The organism is Myxococcus sp. AB056, assembly GCF_006547365.1.
Classification (GTDB): Bacteria; Myxococcota; Myxococcia; order Myxococcales; family Myxococcaceae; genus Myxococcus; species Myxococcus virescens.
In genome coordinates this window covers 144,807-164,576 of the sequence record NZ_VHLB01000006.1, presented here as the reverse complement: position 1 = coordinate 164,576, position 19,770 = coordinate 144,807, and the positions used below count along the sequence as shown (strand labels likewise).

Sequence of the window (19,770 nt, the reverse complement as noted above, 5' to 3'; positions counted from 1 at the left end):
GGGGAAACAGGGGTGTTTCGAGACTCTATCTCACTTCTCGTGCTTCGCGAGGCCCTGTCCCCACATCCACGCCGCGCCGGGGAAGACGCCCCGGCCGGCATGTCACTGAAGCCATGTCATGCCAGTGTCATGGCCCGCTTGAAGCCCTGCGTCATTCACCCGGGGTCCGCCGCGCCTCTCCCCCTTCGCCGGGCGCGGTGCGGATGTGCCCGTTACAGTCGGGTGTCCATGCGGCCCCACTTCCACGTGGCCGGCTTTCCCGTCCGGCTCCATCCGCTCTTCTTCGTCGTCTCATTGATGACGGGCTGGACGCTCATCTCCGAGCCCGCGCGCCTCGCCTTGTGGGTGGGCATCGTCTTCGTGTCGGTGCTGCTCCATGAACTGGGGCATGCGCTGGCCTTCCGCCGCTACGGCTGTCCCGCTCAAATCGAGCTGCACGGCATGGGCGGCACCACCCAGACCCACGACGCCGCGCACCTCACGCACCACCAGTCGGCCTTCGTGAGCTTCGCCGGGCCGGGCATCGGCTTCCTGGCGGGAGGACTCATCTGGGGCCTGTCGCAGCTCGTTCCCCTGGGCGAGCCGGGCGGACTGGCGGACCAGGGCGTGCGGCAGTTCCTGTGGGTCAACATCGGCTGGGGACTCTTCAACCTGCTGCCCATGCAGCCGCTGGACGGTGGACATCTGCTGGCGGACCTGGTGCGCGCCCGCAGCGGCTACCGCCACGAACGGGCGGTGCTCGGCGTGGGCATCGCCACGGCGGTGGTGGTGCTGGGGCTGGCCATCTGGTCGAAGCAGCTGTGGATGGGGATGCTGGCGATGGTGCTGGGGGTGATGAACCTCGAGCAGCTCCGCCGCACCCCGAAGCGGCGCCCCGCCGAGCGTCGGTTCACCCTCCCCCGCGCGGTCCGAAAGCCCCAGGCGGCACCGGCGGGCGCCATCTCCATCGAGCAGCTGATGGACGAGCTGCGCGGAACGCCCCGCTCCCCAGGCGCGGCCGACGCGGATGATGACCTGGAGGGCCCTCACGACCCGGCCCTGGTGGGCGAGATGCTCCTGGACAACGGGCTGCCGGAGCTGGCCGTGGGCTCGCTCCAATCCGCCTTCACGCAGGCGCCCCTGCCGCGCACCGGCCATGCCCTGGTGCTGGCGCTGCTGCACACCGGGCGGCTCCAGGAGCTGGCCTCGCTGCTGGACAGCTCGCACGCCCGGCAGCTGTCCGAGGACACGCTGGCCCTCATCTCCGAGCACGCCGGGACGGCCAGCGAGGCCACACTCACCGAGCGAATTACCGCGCTGCGGCACGGGCGGACTCCTGCCACGGATGAGCCCCGCTGATTGCCGCGCCGCGCCAGAAGGTGCTCTCCGCCTGACGTCCCGACAGGCGGCCCATCAACTGCCTTGAGCGGGAAGCACGTATCCGGGTTATAGGGGCGTCCCCTCCAGCCAGAGGAAGGTCGCGCGTGTCTCGTCCCCGACTCATCAAAGAATCCTCAGAAGCGTCCGCGCCGCTCGAGCGGGAGCTGCTGGTCCGCATCCATGACCTCATGGTGAAGACGCGCGTCCTCGAGGAGCGCCTCATCCAGATGTACAAGCAGGGCCACGGATACTTCTGGATTGGCGGCCCCGGCGAGGAGGCGTTCAACGTCTCCCTGGGCCTGCTCATGAAGAAGGGCCAGGGCCCCGACTTCGACTATCTGCATGCGCACTATCGGCAGTCCGGCACCCTGCTCGCGCTGGGTGAGGAGCCCATCGGCTCCCTGCGGCAGATGAAGAACACGGCCACGGACCCGTATTCGGGCGGCCGCAACTTCGCGGGCCACTACTCCGCCCGGAAGTACAACGTGGCGCCGGTGTCCTCGCCCATCGAGGTCCAGTACGCCATCGCCCCGGGCACGGCCATGGTGCAGAAGCGCCACGGCGGTGACGGCATCACCATCGTCACTGGTGGCGACGCCGGCACGGCCGAGGGCGATTTCGCCTCGTGCCTGGTGTGGAGCAGCCGCCCCGTCAACCCGCTGCCCATCCTCATCATCGTCACCAACAACAAGTGGGGCATCTCCACGGCGGCGGAGGGCCAGCACGGCGAGCAGCGCATCAGCGACCGTGGCAAGGCCTTCGGCATCCGCAGCAAGACCATCAACGGCAACGACGCCGTGGAGGCCTACACCGAGCTGCGCGAGGCCATGGCCTACGTGCGCACGGAGCGAAAGCCCTTCCTCCTGGAGGCCAACGTGTCGCGCCTGTACGGCCACTCGTCCGCCTCCGGTGCCAACTACGTGAGCAACGAGGTCGACTGCCTCACGGACTTCGAGGCGAAGCTGGAGAAGGACGGCGTCCTGACGCGAGAGCAGATGGACGCGCTGCGCAACAGGTACACCGAGGAGATGGCCGCCGCCGCCCGACAGGTGCGCGACGAGCCACAGCCCGACCCCGAATCCATCTGGAAGCACATCTACGCGGAGGACAAGTAACCCATGGCGAACATGGCACAGGCCATCCGCATGGCCCTGCACTACGCCGAGGAGCACCTGGGCGTCACCGACATCTTCGGCGAGGACGTGGGCGCCCCCCTGGGCGGCGTCTTCACCTGCACGCAGGGTCTGAAGACGACGTGGAACTCTCCCCTGGACGAGCGCGGCATCATCGGCGCGGCCATGGGCATCGCCATGGCCGGCGGACGGCCGGTGGCGGAGATCCAGTTCTGCGACTACGTCTACAACACCATCGACCTGCTGAAGCTGGCGGGCAACACCAGCTGGTCCACCTTGGGTGACTGGAACCTGCCCATGGTGGTGCGCACGCCGGTGGGCAGCGGCATCCGCGGGTCCATCTACCACTCGCACTCGTTCGACGCGACGATGACCCACATCGCCGGGTGGAAGGTGGTCATGCCCTCCACGCCGCTGGACGCGTACGGGCTGCTCATCACCGCGTGCCAGGAGAAGAACCCCGTCATGTTCCTGGAGCCCAAGGCGCTCCTGCGCGTGAAGGGCGAGGAGCGCATTCCGGGCGAGCCGGAGGATGACCGCGCGCTGTCGAAGCTCATCGACGCGCCGCTGGGAGACCGCTCCCAGTGGAAGCCGCAGTGGCCTACGGGCCTGGAGGCGTACGCGGTGCCCTTCGGCAAGGGCAAGATTGTGCGCGAGGGCACGCAGCTCACCGTGGTGAGCTACGGCCGCACCCTGCCCCTGTGCACGAAGGCCGCGGAGACGCTGGCCGCGGACGGCATCAGCGCGGAGGTCATCGACCTGCGCTCGCTGTGGCCGTACGACTGGGAGCTCATCAAGGCCTCCGTCCAGAAGACGGGCCGCGTCCTCTTCGTCAACGAGGACACCGAGGTGACGAACTTCGGCGAGCACCTGGTGCGCCGCACGGTGGAGGAGCTGTTCTACTCGCTGCTGGCCCCGCCGCGGCTGCTGGCCGGCAAGTTCCTGCCGGGCATCGGCCTGGCGGACGCGCTGGAGATGGCGTCGGTGCCGCAGCTGGGTGACATCACCACCGCCATCCGGTCGCTCGCGAGCGAGCAGCCGTAAGAGCGACACCCACAATTGCCTGCTCGTGAGCCCCTTGTCTCACGAGGGAAGCACCCCGGGCCGCCATTCCTCTTTGGAGGGATGGCGGCCCATTCGTTAGACTCCAAAGGCTTTGTCACAGCCAATCTTCCGGACAGCCACTCCCGTCGCTGGCGCTGATGCGCCGGCCTTCCGTATCCGCCGCGCCCGCCGGGGTGACGCCGAAGCCATGGCGTCGCTCCTCAAGGAGCTGGGCTACCCCCAGGGGACGGACCAGCAGACGGTCCACTGGGTCGTCAGCCATCCGGAGATTGAAATCTTCGTGGCAGGCGACCCGCAGGACCGGCCCGTGGGCATGGTGTCCTTCTCCCACCGTCCCCAGCTCCGGCTGCGCGGACGCGTGGGCACCATCGACGAATTGGTGGTGACGGAGACCTGGCGTCGTCGCGGCGTGGGCCGCGCGCTCATCCGGCAGATTCTGGAGCGCTGCAAGGTGCTGAGCGCGAAGCAGCTCCAGCTCGTCTCACCCATGACGACGACGCCGGAGACGCGCAACTTCTACACGGCGTGTGGCTTCACCGAAATCGACTCGGGCGTGTTCCGCCACGTCGATACGGAATCCCAGCGCTGACCGCGGCGAGGCGGCGGGCACCCTCATTCGCGGTGCCCCTGTCCGCTAACGCTTGAAGCTGTCCACCACGCGCTGAAGCCGGGCCCGGTCCTCGTCGCTCATGTCCGTGAAGCGCACGCCAATGGCCTCGGCCTCGTCGCGCACCCAGGCGATGACGCCGGTGAGGTGGAACTCCTCGCCTTCAATGGCCATGGACAACCGGACGTGGGCGCCCACGTCGTAGGACTTCCGCGTCAGCAGGCACAGGCCGCCCGCGGAGATGTTGATGGAGTACGCACGCAGCGCCCGCGCCGCGTCCTGCGTCTGGTTGAAGCGAACCTCGAACCGCGCCGCCACACGCTCATCCGCCCGCCGGTTCGCGTATGCGGCTGGATCCCCGTTCTCCATGTCATCCGCCGCCTTGGTTGTCATACGCACCCAATAGCCCCCACGTTCGACGCTCCTGGCGAACACCACGCTGCTTCCCACACCCACAGTTCCACAGGGCGACGCGCCAAGCCAACCTCCAGGCCCTGGGCGTCAGCCAAGTGTCCGCTGCTTTCCACGCCTGATTCAAGAGGCCCCCTCTATCGAATTCGGGTGCCTATGTCCTCGGAGACTTCCCCGGGAGAGCTCTGGAATGCGTGTGGACCGCCTCTATGTGTTGACTGGAACCCTGGCTTTGGCCCTCTGGACCGCGGCCTGCAATGGCGGCAACGGGCCGGGCCCCGGCGGCCAGGAGGACGCGGGCACCGATGGAGGCGGAACGCCCACCGGGGACGGTGGCGGGACGGACGCGGACGGCGGCGCGCGGGACTTCGCCTGCAACGTGGCGCGGCAGGAAGGCTGTGTCGACGGCCAGGACTGCTACTTCGCGGACCTGGCGGACGGCGGCACCGGCAGCCGCTGCTTCGAAGCGGAGTGCGACGTGGTGGCCCAGGACTGCGCCCAAGACGAGCGCTGCACGTATGCGATGGAGAATGGCGTCACCCAGCGGCGCTGCGTAGCCCCGGGCACCGCGGACGAAGGCGCGCCCTGCACGCTGGCGCCTGGTGACGGGGGCCTGGCCTACGACACCTGCCGGCCAGGATTGTTCTGCCGCGAGGCGCCTGACGGCACAGGGAGTGGATTCACCTGCCAGCGCCTATGCCATGCCACGACCCAATGTGGGAACGCGAGCGAGTGCAATACCGTGCTCCGCCTGGAAGGCACCGACGAGCTGCCGCTGGTCTGCGGCCCGCCGTCCAGGGTGTGCAACCCCTTTGGCGAGGACTGCGAGGCGCCACTCAGTTGCTACCCGTCCACGTCAGGCCCGCTGTGCGCGGGCAGCGGCAATCGGACGGAGGGGCAGTCGTGCGACTTCAGCAATCAATGCGCGCCGGGAAGCGCGTGTGTGAATGCGGGAGGCGGCCTCACCTGCCGCCCGCTCTGTCAGCCCGGTGGCACGCCCGCCTGCTCTACGGGCAGCTGCCGCGCATTGGATGGCAACCCAGGCGTGGGGGCTTGCGTTCCTTAGACAGCAGGCCGGTCGCTGTGGCGGGCGGCCAGGCAGACGAGGCTTCGGAGGAGGAGGGTTCCCAGACGGCCGGCTGGCAGGGCACGGTGTGGTGTGCATCCTGCAAAGCCGGGAGGGATGGGAATGGGAATGAAGCCTGTGTGGCGGAAGGTCATCGTGTGCGCGAGCAGCGCGCTGCTGGCGTGTGCTGGCAGCGTGACGGACTCACCCGACAGCGACCTGCCCCCAGAGGACGACAGCCGCGCTTCCACGATGGAGCAGAACGCGCCGGACGCGTCACTGGAAGTCGCGCCCGTGTTGGTGCTGAACGACGGGCGGCAAGTGCAGGCCGTGCCGCCCTTCGCGCCGCCGGCGACTTCGTTCCAACCGGGCTTCCATCAAGCGCTCCGCGCGTCCCACTCCGCGGGAAGCGTGACGACCTTCCGCATGCGCGTGCCGGTGGCGCGTGACGGCGGGCGCATCCGCGTGACGTTCCGCTCGGGCGACGGAAGCATGACGCTGGTGCGTGCCACCGTGGCCCAGGCGGGCGCCAATGGAGCGCTGGCGTCCCCGCCGGTGACGCTCTCCTTCGATGGCGCGGAGGGCTTCACCGTGGACGCGCGCTCGCGGAAGACGTCAGACCCGGTGGACTTCCCGGTGGCGTTCCGGGACGAGCTGGCCATCACCTTCGAGGTCCGTGGCGCGCTGGCGGCCAGCGCCATCAGCGCCTTCCCAGGCAGCTTCGCGCGCGCGGGGAACCATGCGCTGGTGACGGGCGCGCTGGGCGGCACCCTGTTCGACCGCGCCGTCGGCGTGGCCACCGTCGACGTGGAAGGTCCCACGGGCCGCGCCTTCGTGGCCATTGGCGACAGCATCACCGAGGGCTACATCGACACGAAGAACGACACGCGCAACGCCTGGCCCGCCAAGGTGGAGGCCGCGCTGGGCGTGCCCGTGGTGAACGCGGGCGTGAGTGGCCAGGGCTTCTACGACGCGCTGGCGCTGCTCGACGGCGAGGTGCTGGCGCTCCAGGGCATCACCGACTGCATCGTCCTGCTGGGCACCAACGACCTGGGCGACAAGAACTCCCTGTCCGTCATCCAGGCGCGGATGAACACGATGCTGGGCCGGCTCGCGCCTTTCTGCCGCACCTGGGTCAGCACCCTGCTGCCCAAGGAGAAGTCGAACTACGCGCCCTACGAAGTGGTGAAGACCCAGCGGCTGGAGCTCAACTCGTGGCTCCGCGGCGGCGGCGCCGGCCCGGACATCATCGACCTGGAGGCGGTGACGCGCCAGCCCGCGAACGTGCACCTGTTCCTCGACGGGCTGGAGGTGGACGGCATCCACCCCAGCATCGAAGGCCACCGGGTGATGGCGGACGAAGTCGCGCGCGTGCTGCGCGAAGAGAGCGGCCTCTAGCCGCGCCCCCGCGCTCAGCCCTGGCGCGAGCCGAGCACGCCGTGGAGCACCAGCAACTCCGCGAGCCCCGGCGGCGCCAGAATCCAGTCGTCCTCCGTGGGCACCCAGCGCACCGGGGCCCCGGCCCCCTCCAGCAGGCGGTTCACCTGGAGGAGCAGCGGCTCGAAGGTGGAGACGGGGGCCTCGCGGCTCCCCTCCGGTGCCGGCACGTCCTGTCCACCGAGCTCCAGGCGGAAGGCGGCGCGGCCTGGCTGGGGCGTCACCTCGAAACCGGGCAGGTACGGCTGCATGGCGGCCTGGAGCCGCTCCAACAGCGCGCCGTCGTCGTAGGGGTGGGAAAGCTCCCAGTCGAAGAAGGTGGGCAACTGCGCGAGCAGCTCCAGGTGCAGCGGGTTGGCGCGGCTCTGGCGCCAGTGGTGCTCGGCCAGGTCATAGGCCGTGGCGGGCACGCGCAGCTCGTACTTCTCCAACTTCGCGAGCAGCTCGCCCATCCGCTCCACCACGTCCGCGGGCGGCTCGGCGCGGGACACCCAGCCCCAGTCCGCCACCGACTGCCCGCGCCGCTGGCCTTCCACCCGGTCCCCTTCACGCAGTTGGAGCTGCGGCTCCGGGGCCTCCTCCTCCGGGTACAGCCCCGCGTGCAGGAGCGGCCCGCCCGATTCGGGCCGCAGCCGCGCGAAGCGGTGCGCCGGGTTGACCTCCACCACGCTGAACGTCTCCCTGGCCATCGCCGTCTCCTCGAATGTCCGACGTCGCGGAGCCTACCCGGTGTTGCGCATGCCGGCGGCAATGCCGTTGAGCGTGAGCAACAGTGGACGATCCACCTCCGCCTGGCCCTCGCGCTTGCGCTTGAGCAGCTCCACCTGGAGGAAGGACATGGGGTCCACATAGGGGTTGCGCAGGGAGATGCTGCGCTGGAGCTGCGGGTTGTTGTCGAGCAGCTTCGACTCGCCCGTCAGCCGCTTCACCTGCCTGCGCGTGCGCCGGTGCTCCTGCTGGATGCGCCGCCACAGCGAACGGGTGGCGGGCGGCGCCAGCGACGCGTAACGCCCGGCGATGGCCATGTCCGACTTCGCCAGCACCATGGTGACGTTGTCGATGACGGCGCGGAAGAAGGGCCACTCCTGGTACATGCGCTTGAGCTGCGCCGCCCCACCCTCCTCCTTCGAGAAGGCCTCCAGCGCCGAGCCCACGCCGTACCAGCCCGGGAGGATGGCTCGGTTTTGCGTCCAGGCGAAGACCCACGGAATCGCGCGCAGCGTGTCCAGGCCTCCCGCCCTGCGCTTGCTGGGGCGCGAGCCGATGGGCAGCGACGCAATCTCCTCCACCGGCGTCGCGGCGGTGAAGAACTCCAGGAACCGCGGGTCCTCCCACACCAGGGCGCGATACGCCTTGCGCCCCGTCTCCGCCAGCGTGTCGAACACGGTGCGGAAGGTGCGCTCGGCCTCGGGCTCCGGTCGCGGCTGCGCATCCAGCGTGTGCAGCAGCACGCCGCCCAGGATGAGCTCCACCGTGCGGCGCGCCAGTTCCGGGCGCGCGTACTTGTGGTCCAGCGCCTCGCCCTGCTCCGTCGCCTTGTAGCCACCCGCCACCGCGCCCTGCGGCAGCGCGAGAATCGCCTCCTGCGCGGGACCACCGCCACGCGCCACGGACTCGCCGCGGCCGTGGAAGAGTCGCAGCGGGACGCCCGCCTCGCGAGACACCTCCGTGAGCGCCACCTGCGCGCGGTACAGCGCCGCGCTGGCCGCCAGGAGCCCCACCTCCTTGCCGGAGTCGCTGTAGCCCACCATCACTTCCTGGCCACCGCGCACGTCCAGGTGCTTGCGGTACTCCGCGTCCGCGAAGAGCGTGCGCAGCACGTCCGGGCCCGAGTCCAGCGCGCCCAGCTGCTCGAACAGCGGCACCACATTCGCCGTGGCGCAGCCCCGCTTCTCGTCCCACAGGCCCGCGTGCTTCAAGCAGCGGAAGGCCGCGAGCACGTCCTCGGCGGTGCTGGCCATGCTGAGGATGAGCGTGCGGCACGCGGACTCACCCGACTCCGACTGGGCTTCCTTCAGCCGCGCCAGCACTTCCAGGAGCCGCGCCCCACCTTCCGTCGGCGCCGGGCCCCCGTTGAACGAGCCCGCCGCGCTCACCGCGTCCTCGGCCGGCGCGCGCACCTCCAGCTCCGCCAGCGACAGTCCCAGCGCGAGCACCCGCTCCCGGACCTGCCGCACGTCGCGAAGGCCTGCGTGCGTGCCCTTCGACGCCTCCAGCGCGCGGCCCAGCACGTCCAGGTCCGCCAACAAGGACTCCGGCGTGCGGTAGGCGCCCTGCGGCATGGGGACGCTCACCCCGGCGCGCTGCTGCGTCACGTAGTGGAGCGCACGGTGCAGCCGCTCCTCCATGAAGCGCAGCTTGTGCCGCAGCGGCTCGCCCGGGGTGCGGGGACCGAAGCGGCGCTCGGTGTCGGGCAGCTCCTCCGCGTCCTTCGCCAACGAGCTCAGCAGCTCCTCGGACGGCTTCGCGTGACGCGCCGACTGGGACAGCCGCCCGCCCAACCGCTCCAGGTCGAGCAGCAACCGCCGCAGTCCACGGGCCCGGTGCGCGCGCAGCGTGTCCGCGAACACGTCGGGCGTCACCAGCGGGTTGCCATCCATGTCCCCGCCCACCCATGAGTGGATGCGCACGGGCGTGTCCACCGGCCCCAGCGGCTCGCCGTAGGCACGCTCGAAGGCCCAGTCCAGCAGCTCGGGCAGCAGGGACAGCTCGTCCGCGAGCACCTCCTCCACGTACCAGAGGACGTTCTTCACCTCGTCACCCACGGTGGGGCGCTCGCGGCGCAGCTCATCCGTCTGCCACAGGAGGGTGATTTCCTCGCGCAGCAGCGCCAGGTTCACCGAGGACTCGCGCGGCGTCAGCTCGCAGCGGTCCCGCTCCTCCAGCAGGCCCGCCATGCGGTAGAGCTTCTCCAGCAGCGTGCGGCGCACGGCCTGCGTGGGGTGCGCGGTGAGCGTCAGCGTCACGCGCATGGTGCGCATGGCCTCGCGCACGCGCTCCGCGGGGATGCCCGCTTCCTTGAGCACTTGCAGCGTGGCCTCCAGCGAGCCGCGCTGGGGCCTGGCGGACGCGACCTCCGCGTGGGTGCGGGCGCGGCGGATGCGGTGGTGCTGCTCCGCCAGGTTCACCAACTGGAAGTAGACGGAGAAGGCGCGCAGCACCGGCTCGGCCCGTTCCAGCGGCAGGCGTTGGAGCACCTCCGCCAGCTCGGCCGCCACCGCGCGCCGGCCGGCCACGGGGCCTCGGCGGCGCTGGATGGCGAGGCGGCGCACTTCTTCTTCCAGGTCGAAGAGCGCCTGCCCTTCCTGTTCGACGAGGACTTCTCCCAGGAGCCGGCCAAGCAGGCGGACATCCCGGCGCAGCGGCTGATCCACGGCACGCAGTCGGGCCATATGGTGCGACGGTAGCCGCTGAGCAGCGAACTGGCCCGCATTTCCGCGCGAGAAAGTGACGTGCGCCCGCGAATCACGGCGATGCGTCTGTCATTCCCGAGCGACTCGGCCTCGAAACGCGCCAGCACGCGCCACCGCCCGAAAGCCACCCGGCCCCGTGGCTCCTGAGCCACACACCCGCCCGGTCCAGGCCTTGCACAACAGGCCTCTCGTGGGCCGCGAACGACACCGCGGCCGAGGAGCTTGTCGCCATGTGGACGATGCGGGGGTGGAAGGTGACGTTGCTGTGTGGCTGGCTGGCCGCGCCGGTGGCCCTGGCCGAGACGGCGATGCTCGACGGGGTGCCGAGGGAGGCGAGGGCCGCGCGTGGCGCGGAGCTGCTCCCCTCCGAGCCGATGTTCCCCGACGCGGGCCCGGGCGAGGTGGACGGCCCCGTCCTTCGCTACGCGGAGCCGGTGTCCTGCCCCGCCGCGCCCGAGGGCCGGGTGTGGGTGGCGGAGACGCAGGCGTGCGACGACGCCGGCTGCGAGTCGCTCACGACGGTGTGGGCGGGCTCGTGGACCGTCGAGGACGCGGGGCTGGAAGTGCGCTGTGAAACGGACCGCGTGGTGCTGGCCGCGGGCGAATGGCGGATGGTGCTCACGCCAGGCGCGGGCGGCGGGCTGGAGGTGAGTGAGCTGACGCCGCCGGAGCCCGAGTCGCTGTCGGCGGCGCGTCCCTCGGAGACACCGGCCTCCGAGGACTGAGCCGGGCTACACGCCGATGCGGCGGAGCATCAGGATGGGGCCTTCATCCAGGCGCCTGTCCCGCAGGTCGATCTCGCAGTCAATCATCCAGTCGCCGTGCCCTTCCGGGTCGATGATGCGCTGCTGGGTCTCCCACAGCCGCGTGCCGGACTCCTTCAAGAAGGTGTTGGCGGGCTTGCGCGCCTGGGGCGTGAGCACCACGACCTTGTGCTCCTCGAAGTACGGCGCCATGGCCTGCTCCAGCTTGGGGGCCGTCCATTCGCCCAGCGCGTTGTCCAGCATGGCCAGCGCGTCCATGTAGCGCTTCTGGCCCAGCGCCTTGAGCAGCCGGTGCAGCTCCTCGCGCACGCGCGCGGCGAAGGCCTTCGGGTCGTCGGTGAGCTCCTTCGGCTTGAGCTCCACCACCGGCTTCGCCTCGACGGCGGCGTCCGGGTTGCGCATGCGCTCCCACTCATCCAGCAGGCTGGAGTCCACCTGCCGGAGCGTGGCGCGCAGGTGGTCGATGAAGTCCTCCACCTCCTCCGTGCGGAAGCGCTCCGGCACCGTCTGCACCAGCGTCTTGTACGTGTCATTCACGTACCGCAGCAGCACGCCCTCGCTGCGCTGCAGGCCGTACTCACGGATGTAGTCCGGGAAGGACATGAACCGCTCGAACATGTCCCGGACAATGGACTTGGGCCGGATGTTCTCCTCGCCCACCCACGGGTGCTTCTGCGCGAACTTGTTGAAGGTGCCGTAGATGAAGTCGCGGTTGGGCTTGGGCCACTCGAGCTTCTCGAGCTCCGCCATGCGGTCGTCGTACTCCACGCCCTGCGCCTTCAGCTCGTTGATCTTCTCGCCCTTGAGCTGGTTGAGCTGCGCGTAGAGCACCACGTCCGGGTTCTCCAGGATGGCCTCCACCAGCGACACCACGTCGAGCGCGTACGTGTCCGTGGTCGGGTCCAGCAGCTCCAACGTGTCGAGCAGGTACAGCGACAGCGTGTGGTTGAGGCTGAAGTCGTGCTGCATCTCCCCCGCCACCTTCACCGTGGCCCCCGAGCCGCCCTGCCCCTTCTCCACCTCGATGATTTCCGCCTCGCGCAGCGTGCGGAAGTCGCGCGCGGCCTCCTTGAGGTGCCGGCGCTTGAGGTAGTCCGAGTCGTGGCTGCGCTGCACCAGCGTCACCAGCCGCTTGTACCCGCCGTTGCCTTCCGTCTGGTGGTCGCTCTGGAGCAGGTTGAGAATCATGCCGTGCGACACCGCGAAGCGGGACTCCAGCGGCTCCGGCATGCCGTTCTGGAGCCGCTCGAAGGTGCTCCGGTCGTACTGCACGAAGTTCTTCTGCGGCGGCTTGGCCTTGGGCGTCTTCTTCTTGCCCGCCGCCTCCTTGGCGGCCAGCTTGATGTTCTCGATGACGTACTCGGGCGCCTGGGCCACCACGCTGCCCTGGGTGTCGAAGCCCTTGCGGCCCGCGCGGCCGGCAATCTGCTGGAAGTCGCGCACGCTCAGCGTGGTCAGCTTCTCGCCGTTGAACTTGAAGAGCTGCGTGAAGAGCACTGTGCGGATGGGGATGTTGACGCCCACGCCCAGCGTGTCCGTTCCGCTGATGACCTTGAGGTGCCCGTGCTGGGCCAGCTTCTCCACCAGCAGGCGGTACTTGGGCAGCAGGCCGGCGTGGTGCATGCCGATGCCGTGGCGCAGGAAGCGCTGGAACTCCTTGCCATAGGGCGTGTCGAAGGGCGCGTCCTGGAGCGCCAGCCGGATGGCCTCCTTCTCCTCCTTGGTGGAGAAGTCCACGCTCATCAGGTTCTGCGCCTGCTCGGCGGCGGTGCGCTGGGTGAAGTTCACCAGGTAGATGGGGTACTTCCCACGAGCAATCAGGTCTTCAATCGTCTCGTGCAGCGGCGACTCGCGGTAGTCGAAGTCCAGCGGCACGGGCCGCTCGGCGCTGCGCACGGTGGCCACTTCCCGGCCGGTGAGCTTCGCCAGGCTCTCCTCGATGACGTGCGTGGGGCCCAGCGTGGCGGACATCAGCAGGAAGGTGGTGTCCGGCAGCGCGATGAGCGGCAACTGCCAGGCCACGCCGCGCTCGCGGTCCGAGTAGTAGTGGAACTCGTCCATGACGACGTAGTCCACGCGGGCGCTCGCGTCGCGCAGGGCCAGGTTGGCGAGGATTTCGGCGGTGCAGCAGATGATGGGCGCGTCGCGGTTGATGCTCGCGTCGCCGGTGAGCATGCCCACGTTCTCCGCGCCAAAGGCGTCGCAGAGGGCGAAGAACTTCTCGTTCACCAGGGCCTTGATGGGGCAGGTGTAGAAGGAGACCTTCCCCTCCGCCATGGCCTTGAAGTGGAGCGCCGTCGCCACCAGCGACTTGCCGGAGCCGGTGGGCGTCTTGAGGAACAGGTGCTTGCCCGCCAGCAGCTCCAGGATGGCCTCTTCCTGGGCGGAATAGAGGCTCAAGCCATTGGCCGCCACGTAGCCGACGAAGCGGTTGAGGATTTCATCCGCGTCCAGGGGCGGTTCGCCCTTCTTGGGGAGCAGTGCGGCGAGCGGAGCTTGGGTTTCAGGGGTGGCCATCACCCGTGGACAATAGGCGGCGCGCCCGGCCCCTACCGGGAAAATCGCAATCGGCGGCACGCGGCGTGACGGCAGGCGCCCCCTTCCCGCACGGAAGGGCCGGGGGAAGGCCCCCTGGAGGGGTGTCCGCGAGTCTCCGGGCGCAAGGTCCGGGGGCGCGATACCCGGGCCCCGGCCCGCTCCGTACCGTTGACCCTGGACTGAAGTCAGGGGGGTGGGGATGCGGAGAACCGTCAGACAGAAGATGACGCGCCTCAAGCGCGCGGCGCTGCTGGGAGGTCTGGCTTCCGCGCCCTGCCTCTGGAGCGGCTGTGAGCAGCGACGGGCCCCCATGGTGGACGCGGCCGATGTTGCCGAGGCCCCGGTTGTCGCGGGGCTGGAAGGCGGTCCCCCACCCGCCACGACTCCAACGGATGACGGCGGGAATGCTGGCGCAGGGCCGGGCCCGGCACCAGGCCACGCCGACACCGGCACGGGAGGCACGGGAGCCCACGGAGGGACCGGCAGCCGGAGCGAGACTCCAGGCGCGAGCGCATTCACCCCCGGCAGCGGCCCGCGGGACAGCGGCAGCCGGACCAGTGGTGGCAGCGGCGGTGGCCGAGGTGGCTTCAGAGGAGGGGGCAGCCTCACGGGGGGCCACAGCGCCACCGGTGGGGACAGCCAGTCGAGCGGCAACAGCGTGACGGGGGGCGGCAGCAGCACCGGCCAAGGAGGCAGTGGCCCGGGTGGAGCCACGGGCTTGCCCAACTGAGGCAGCAGCGCGGGTGGCTCGGCCCTGGGGAAGTGGGGGGCTGGACGGTGCCCGTGGCGGCGGCAGCGCGTCCGGCGACGGCAGCGGCTAGGGAGGTTCGCGGTCCGGTGGGAGGCTGGGGCTTTGACGCCGCCACGCGCGTTGCAATCGCGCTGGAGGAACGGCCGGAGCGCGTGTCGCCTGCCTCGAACAGCAAACGGGATGAGCGGACCGTGTCACCCATCCCGCGCGTTCCAACCCAGGTGACGTGGCCTACGGCGTCGGCTGCATCGTCTGGATGACCGGGGCCTGCGCCCCTGCTGCCTGAATTCCTCCAGCACGTCGTTCATCGACGCCATCAGCGCATGCGGCCCGGTGCCCCTCCACGTCCCGGCTGCCTGGAGCAGTACCTCGACGCCGCCCCCACCCCGATGACCCGGCCGCCTCGGCCCGCCAGGACGACATCCGACAGCTCGCGCGCGGTGCGCAGGCCCCGCCATCGCCGATGGTGCGCGAGCGCATCGCCCGGGTTGCGCCATCGGAAGCCACGGTGCTGATGCTGGGCGAATCCGGCACGGGCGAGGAGCGCGCGCATGGCCAGCTGCAACCGCACGGACTTCTACGAGTTGCTGCGCCGCCACGGGCTGTCCCCCCGTCCACCGAAGCGTTGTCGCGTGCACATCTCGCTCGTGCTTCCCGGCCATGGCGGTGTGCTTTTCAACTGCCCAACGTTCAGCTGAACAGCAGTTGAGGGGGACAACAGTCATGCGAATCACACGAGCGATGTTGGGTGTGGCGATGGTGGGGACGGCCGTGATGTTCGCCGGCTGCGGAGAGAGCAGCGCCAGCGAGACCACACTGGGGCCCCAGCAGGCGGCCGCGGGCCAGCCAGTGACGCTCACGGACGGCCAGATTCTTGGCGTGCTCCTGGTGGCCAACGCGGGAGAGGTGATGCTGGGCCAGGTGGGCCAGGCGCAGGCCACCGACCCGACAGCACGTGACTTCAACGCACGCATGGTCACCATGCACTCAGAGGTCATCCAGCGCCTGGAGCAGTTGGCCATGGCCCAGGGCATCGCGCCCGCGGAGAGCCCGGTGTCGGAGCACCTCGAGCAGACGGCCCAGAAGACCATCGACCTGGTGAGCGCCACGCAGGCCCCGGCCTTCGACCTGTCGGTGATGGATGCGCAGGTCGCCGCCCATGCCGGTACCGCCCTGCTGGGGGATTCTCTGCTCGCGATGCAAGTTCAGAACCCGGCGCTCAAGGATGAGCTGATGGCGATTCGGAAGACGGTCCAGGCCCACCTCCAGGAGGCCTCGAACATCCAGACCACCCTCTTCAACGCGAAGCAGCCATAGCCACGACGCGCAGCCGTCCGCCCGGGAGTCGCAGCCCCGGGCGTGACGGCGTTTCGCGCGTGACGGCGTCCGGACAATGCCCCCTGTCTCAGGGGGCGACGACATGGTGAACGCCCGACTCCAGCGCGCGTCAGAGCACCTTCACGGCCTTCACCATGTCCGGCGACAGCTCCTCGTGCTGGAGGATGGAGAAGCCCAGCTTCCGGCTGATGGTCTGCATGGCGCGGTTGCCCGCGAGGATGTCCGCGACGATGCGCTCCATGCCCCAGTCCCGGCCGATGTCCACCAGCCGCTTCAGCATCTCCGCGCCCAGCCCCTGCCGCTGCACCGGGTCACTGATGAGGATGGCGAACTCCGCGTCGCGCGTGCCCCGCAGCCGCGTGAGCCGGCCCACGCCGAGCAGCTCTCCATCCTTGCGCTCCGCCACCAGCGCCATCTCCCGCGCGTAGTCGTTGAAGCAGATGCGGGACAGTCGCTCGTGCGCCACGCGCGTGCTCAGCTGCATCAGCCCCGCGTAGCGCAGGAACACCGTCTGCTCCGACAGCGTGCGGTGGAACTCCGCCATCTTCGGCTCGTCCTCCGGGCGGATGGGCCGTAGCAGAATCTCTTCGCCGCTGCGCAGCCGGTAGGGCGCTACGTACTGGTTCGGGTACGGCTCGATGGCCAGCTTCGGCAGCTCCGCCTCCGTCACCGAGGCCGGGTGCAGCACCACGCGCGCGTCCAGGGCCAGCAGCCGCTCGGGCGAGGCCAGCAGCGGGTTGATGTCCACCTCCTTCACGAAGCGCTGCTCCGCCACCAACTGGCTGAAGCGCACCATGAGCTGCTCCAGCGCCTTCAGGTCCACCGGCGGGCGGCCCCGGACGCCCTTCAACGCCTCGTAGATGCGCGTCTGCTCCATCATCCGCCGCGCCAGCGTGGTGTTCAGCGGCGGCAGCCCCAGCGCGCGGTCCCTGAACACCTCCACCAACGTCCCGCCCGCGCCGAAGAGCAGCACCGGACCGAACTGCGCGTCCACGCTGCTGCCCACGATGAGCTCATAGCCATCCAGCCGCACCATGGGCTGCACGGTGACGCCGTCGAACGCGCTCCCCTGCCCCATCGCCTCCAGCCGCGTCCGGATGTCTCGGAAGGCGGCGCGCACGGCCTCCGCATCCGGAAGGTTCAGCCGCACGCCACCCACGTCGGTCTTGTGCGTCACCGTGAGCGAGTGGAGCTTCACCACCACCGGGAAGCCCAGGGCCGCGGCCTCCGCCACCGCGGCGTCCTCCGTCACCGCCAGCCGCGTCTCCACGGTGGGGATGCCATACGCGGCGAGCAGCTTCTTGGACTCGTACTCCGTCAGCAGCGTCCGCCCTTCCGCGCGTGCTGACTCCACCCACTGGCGCACGTCGTCCCGGGCGCTGCTCACCGCCTGCGCCAACGAAGGCGTCTCATACAGGCCCGCCAGGTTGTACGTGTAGCGCCACATGTAATTGAAGATGCGCGCCGCCGTGTCCGGATAGCCGAAGGTGGGGATGCCCGCATCGTTGAGGATGCGCTCCCCGGCCGCGACCTCCGAGCCGCCCATCCAACTGGCCAGCACCGGCTTGCCATGCAGCTTCGCGTAGGGCTTGAGACGGTCCGCCGTCTGCGTGGGCTCCGTCATGTCCTGCGGCGTGAGGATGACGAGCAGCCCGTCACTGCCTTCGTCCTGGCCGGTGACTTCCAGCGCCTTCGCGAAGCGCTCCGGGTCCGCGTCTCCCAGGATGTCCACCGGGTTGCCGCGGCTCCACTGCGTCGGCAGGAAGGCGTCCAGGGCCTGGAGCGTGGACGCACTGAGCGTGGCCAGCTCACCGCCCCCCGACACCAGCGCGTCCGTGGCCAGCACTCCAGGGCCGCCCGCGTTGGTGAGCACCGTGAGGCGCCGGCCAGCGGGGCGCGGCTGCCGGGCCAGCGTCTCCGCCATGTAGAAGAGGTCGGCGATGGAATCCACGCGCAGCACGCCGGTGCGGCGGAAGGCGGCGCTGAGCACCTCGTCACTGCCCGTCAGCGAGCCCGTGTGAGACGCCGCCGCCTGCGCGGCCTGCGCCGTGCGGCCAGCCTTGATGACGATGATGGGCTTGGTGAGCGCCACCTCGCGCGCCGCGGAGAGGAAGGCCCGCGCGTCGCCAATGGACTCCATGTACAGCAGGATGGAGCGCGTCATCGGGTCGTCGGCCAGGAAGTCGATGAGGTCGCCCCAGCCCACGTCCAGCATCGAGCCCACCGACACGAAGGCGCTGAAGCCCACCGCCTCTCGCAGGCTCCAGTCGAGGATGGAGGTCAGCAGCGCGCCGCTCTGGCTGATGAAGGCCACGTTGCCCGGCCGGGCCATGGCGCCGGCGAACGTCGCGTTGAAGCCGCTGGGCGGGCGCATCACCCCCAGGCAGTTGGGGCCAATGATGCGCACCTGGGCCGCCTGCGCGATGCGGAGGATCTCCTGCTCCAGGCGCTCCCCCTCCGCCCCAATCTCCTTGAAGCCCGCGGAGAGGATGATGGCGCCCCGGATGCCCAACTCCGCGCACTCCTGGATGACGCCGGGCACCGCTTGCGCGGGCGTGACGACGACGGCCAGATCCACCCGCTCCGGCAAGGCCCCCAGGGACGGCCATGCCTTGATGCCCAGCACGTTGGGCCGCTTCGGGTTGATGGGGTAGACGGTGCCGCCAAAGGGGTTGCTGATGAGGTTCCACAACACGGTGCGCCCCACACTGCCGGGCCGCTCGGTGGCCCCGACGACGGCCACGCTGCGCGGCGCGAAGAGGACGTCCAGCGGCAGCCGCGTCCGCTGCTGGTGGAGCACGTTGTAGGACGGGTCCGTCTTCGAGGTACCAGGGGCGCGCGTGTCCATGGCCTCCGTCATTGCGGCCGGGCTCGCCAGGGCGCAATGGCCTTCTCGTGCCTGCCCGGGGACGCCCCCCTCCCAGGTCCTCGCGCGAATGGGATAGAACTGGAATAACTGCACTCCCCGTCAAGGAACCAGGAGGTGCGCCCTGCGCGTGTCACCCACATGTCGCTCTGACAGCCAGTACGTGACGCAGGTCGTTCTGACACTCGCTGACAGTTTCACTGAACAAACCTTCACCGGTAGGCAAGCATCCCACGGCCCGCCCGGTGTATACGGGGCGCCTCTATGACTCCTTCCGAGAAGCTTGTTTTCAACCAGACCGTCGAGGCGCTCTTCGTGCGCGCCCTCGAGAACCGCCTCACTCCGGCGTGCCGTGAGCACCTGCGCCGGGCGGGGTTGGAGCTCGACCAGAAGTTGGAGCGGGCCTACACCCTGGAGCAGTGGAAGGAGTTCCTCCGAATCGCCGCCGGCCACGTCTACGGCGGCGTCCCCGCCGAGGCGGCCTACTACTCGCTGGGCGAGCGGTTCATGGACGCGTACTTCGGCACCTTCTTCGGCCGGGCCCTGCTGGGCGTCGTCCGGCTGGCCGGGCCGCGGCGGATGCTGCTTCGCGCGGGCATGGGCTTTCGCGCCGGCAACAACTTCAGTGTGGTCGAAATCGTCGAGCGCAGCCCCACTTCGGTGGAGCTGCGGATGAACGACGTGCTGGCGGACCTGCCCACCTTCTCCGCGGGCCTGCTGGCGCGCGCGGTGGAGCTGTGCGGCGGGTGGAGGGTGGTCAGCATCCCCGAGGAGTTCGACGGCACCTCGGCCACCTTCCACATCCGCTGGTCCGAGGCCCCAGCCGAGGCCGCCCTCTCCGCCACGGATGACGACTCGGGCGCGTCCCGGCCTCGCGCGTAGCAATCCCCCTGCGCGCCCCGTGGCGCTTCGCCACGGGATGCCGCGCAGCACGCCACGCTCGCAAGGCAGCCGAGCGTGGCCCCGGAGCCACACGACGGCCCACGTCTCAGAGGGAACCGCGCGGCTTCACGGCGGCGCGG

General features: G+C 69.9%; 14 protein-coding genes. 9 read left to right on the top strand and 5 right to left on the bottom strand.

Annotation, left to right across the window (positions count from 1 at the left end):
• Window positions 1-228: 228 nt before the first annotated feature.
• The 4 genes from FMP39_RS04905 (at window position 229) to FMP39_RS04890 (ending at window position 4,146) form a co-directional block, all read left to right on the top strand.
• Window positions 229-1,338 carry a M50 family metallopeptidase gene (locus FMP39_RS04905; RefSeq protein WP_228557677.1) on the top strand — a complete coding sequence of 370 codons (1,110 nt, stop codon included), beginning with the start codon at window positions 229-231 and terminating at the stop codon, window positions 1,336-1,338.
• A gap of 125 nt (window positions 1,339-1,463) precedes the next feature.
• On the top strand, window positions 1,464-2,474 hold the full coding sequence (locus FMP39_RS04900; protein WP_141588828.1) for a thiamine pyrophosphate-dependent dehydrogenase E1 component subunit alpha: 1,011 nt from the start codon (window positions 1,464-1,466) through the stop codon (window positions 2,472-2,474).
• A 3-nt stretch (window positions 2,475-2,477) separates the two neighbouring features.
• Entirely contained in the window at window positions 2,478-3,536 is a 1,059-nt protein-coding gene (locus FMP39_RS04895; protein ID WP_141588827.1) for an alpha-ketoacid dehydrogenase subunit beta, read from the top strand.
• A 208-nt stretch (window positions 3,537-3,744) separates the two neighbouring features.
• Window positions 3,745-4,146, top strand: coding sequence for a GNAT family N-acetyltransferase (locus FMP39_RS04890; RefSeq protein WP_225887811.1), 402 nt, complete (start codon window positions 3,745-3,747; stop codon window positions 4,144-4,146).
• 45 nt (window positions 4,147-4,191) lie between these two features.
• Here the strand turns inward: FMP39_RS04890 and FMP39_RS04885 are convergent, their stop codons facing one another.
• Window positions 4,192-4,557, bottom strand: coding sequence for a TIGR02266 family protein (locus FMP39_RS04885; protein ID WP_228557678.1), 366 nt, complete (start codon window positions 4,555-4,557; stop codon window positions 4,192-4,194).
• A gap of 208 nt (window positions 4,558-4,765) precedes the next feature.
• On the opposite strand from FMP39_RS04885, the gene FMP39_RS04880 reads away from it, so the two are divergent.
• Together FMP39_RS04880 and FMP39_RS04875 are read left to right on the top strand one after the other, a co-directional pair.
• On the top strand, window positions 4,766-5,641 hold the full coding sequence (locus FMP39_RS04880) for a hypothetical protein (protein WP_141588825.1): 876 nt from the start codon (window positions 4,766-4,768) through the stop codon (window positions 5,639-5,641).
• 123 nt (window positions 5,642-5,764) lie between these two features.
• Window positions 5,765-7,039 (top strand): GDSL-type esterase/lipase family protein, encoded by a 1,275-nt coding sequence (locus FMP39_RS04875; RefSeq protein WP_141588824.1) that lies wholly within the window; start codon window positions 5,765-5,767, stop codon window positions 7,037-7,039.
• A 14-nt stretch (window positions 7,040-7,053) separates the two neighbouring features.
• Here the strand turns inward: FMP39_RS04875 and FMP39_RS04870 are convergent, their stop codons facing one another.
• Together FMP39_RS04870 and FMP39_RS04865 are read right to left on the bottom strand one after the other, a co-directional pair.
• Window positions 7,054-7,767, bottom strand: coding sequence for a hypothetical protein (locus tag FMP39_RS04870; RefSeq protein WP_141588823.1), 714 nt, complete (start codon window positions 7,765-7,767; stop codon window positions 7,054-7,056).
• A gap of 33 nt (window positions 7,768-7,800) precedes the next feature.
• Entirely contained in the window at window positions 7,801-10,470 is a 2,670-nt protein-coding gene (locus tag FMP39_RS04865) for a phosphoenolpyruvate carboxylase (protein ID WP_141588822.1), read from the bottom strand.
• Window positions 10,471-10,721: 251 nt separating this feature from the next.
• On the opposite strand from FMP39_RS04865, the gene FMP39_RS04860 reads away from it, so the two are divergent.
• Window positions 10,722-11,216 carry a hypothetical protein gene (locus FMP39_RS04860; RefSeq protein WP_090494152.1) on the top strand — a complete coding sequence of 165 codons (495 nt, stop codon included), beginning with the start codon at window positions 10,722-10,724 and terminating at the stop codon, window positions 11,214-11,216.
• Between the two features lie 6 nt (window positions 11,217-11,222).
• Here FMP39_RS04860 and FMP39_RS04855 read toward each other — a convergent pair whose 3' ends face one another.
• Window positions 11,223-13,772 (bottom strand): RNA helicase, encoded by a 2,550-nt coding sequence (locus tag FMP39_RS04855; protein ID WP_090494154.1) that lies wholly within the window; start codon window positions 13,770-13,772, stop codon window positions 11,223-11,225.
• Window positions 13,773-15,267: 1,495 nt separating this feature from the next.
• Between FMP39_RS04855 and FMP39_RS04845 the strand changes: the two genes are divergently transcribed.
• A complete protein-coding gene (locus FMP39_RS04845; protein WP_228557676.1) occupies window positions 15,268-15,861 on the top strand; it encodes a DUF4142 domain-containing protein in 594 nt (197 codons plus the stop codon).
• Between the two features lie 130 nt (window positions 15,862-15,991).
• Here the strand turns inward: FMP39_RS04845 and FMP39_RS04840 are convergent, their stop codons facing one another.
• Window positions 15,992-18,730: a bifunctional acetate--CoA ligase family protein/GNAT family N-acetyltransferase gene (locus FMP39_RS04840; protein ID WP_194858239.1), complete on the bottom strand. Its 2,739-nt coding sequence runs from the start codon at window positions 18,728-18,730 to the stop codon at window positions 15,992-15,994.
• 282 nt (window positions 18,731-19,012) lie between these two features.
• Between FMP39_RS04840 and FMP39_RS04835 the strand changes: the two genes are divergently transcribed.
• Window positions 19,013-19,630 (top strand): DUF2378 family protein, encoded by a 618-nt coding sequence (locus FMP39_RS04835; RefSeq protein ID WP_141588820.1) that lies wholly within the window; start codon window positions 19,013-19,015, stop codon window positions 19,628-19,630.
• Window positions 19,631-19,770 lie beyond the last annotated feature (140 nt).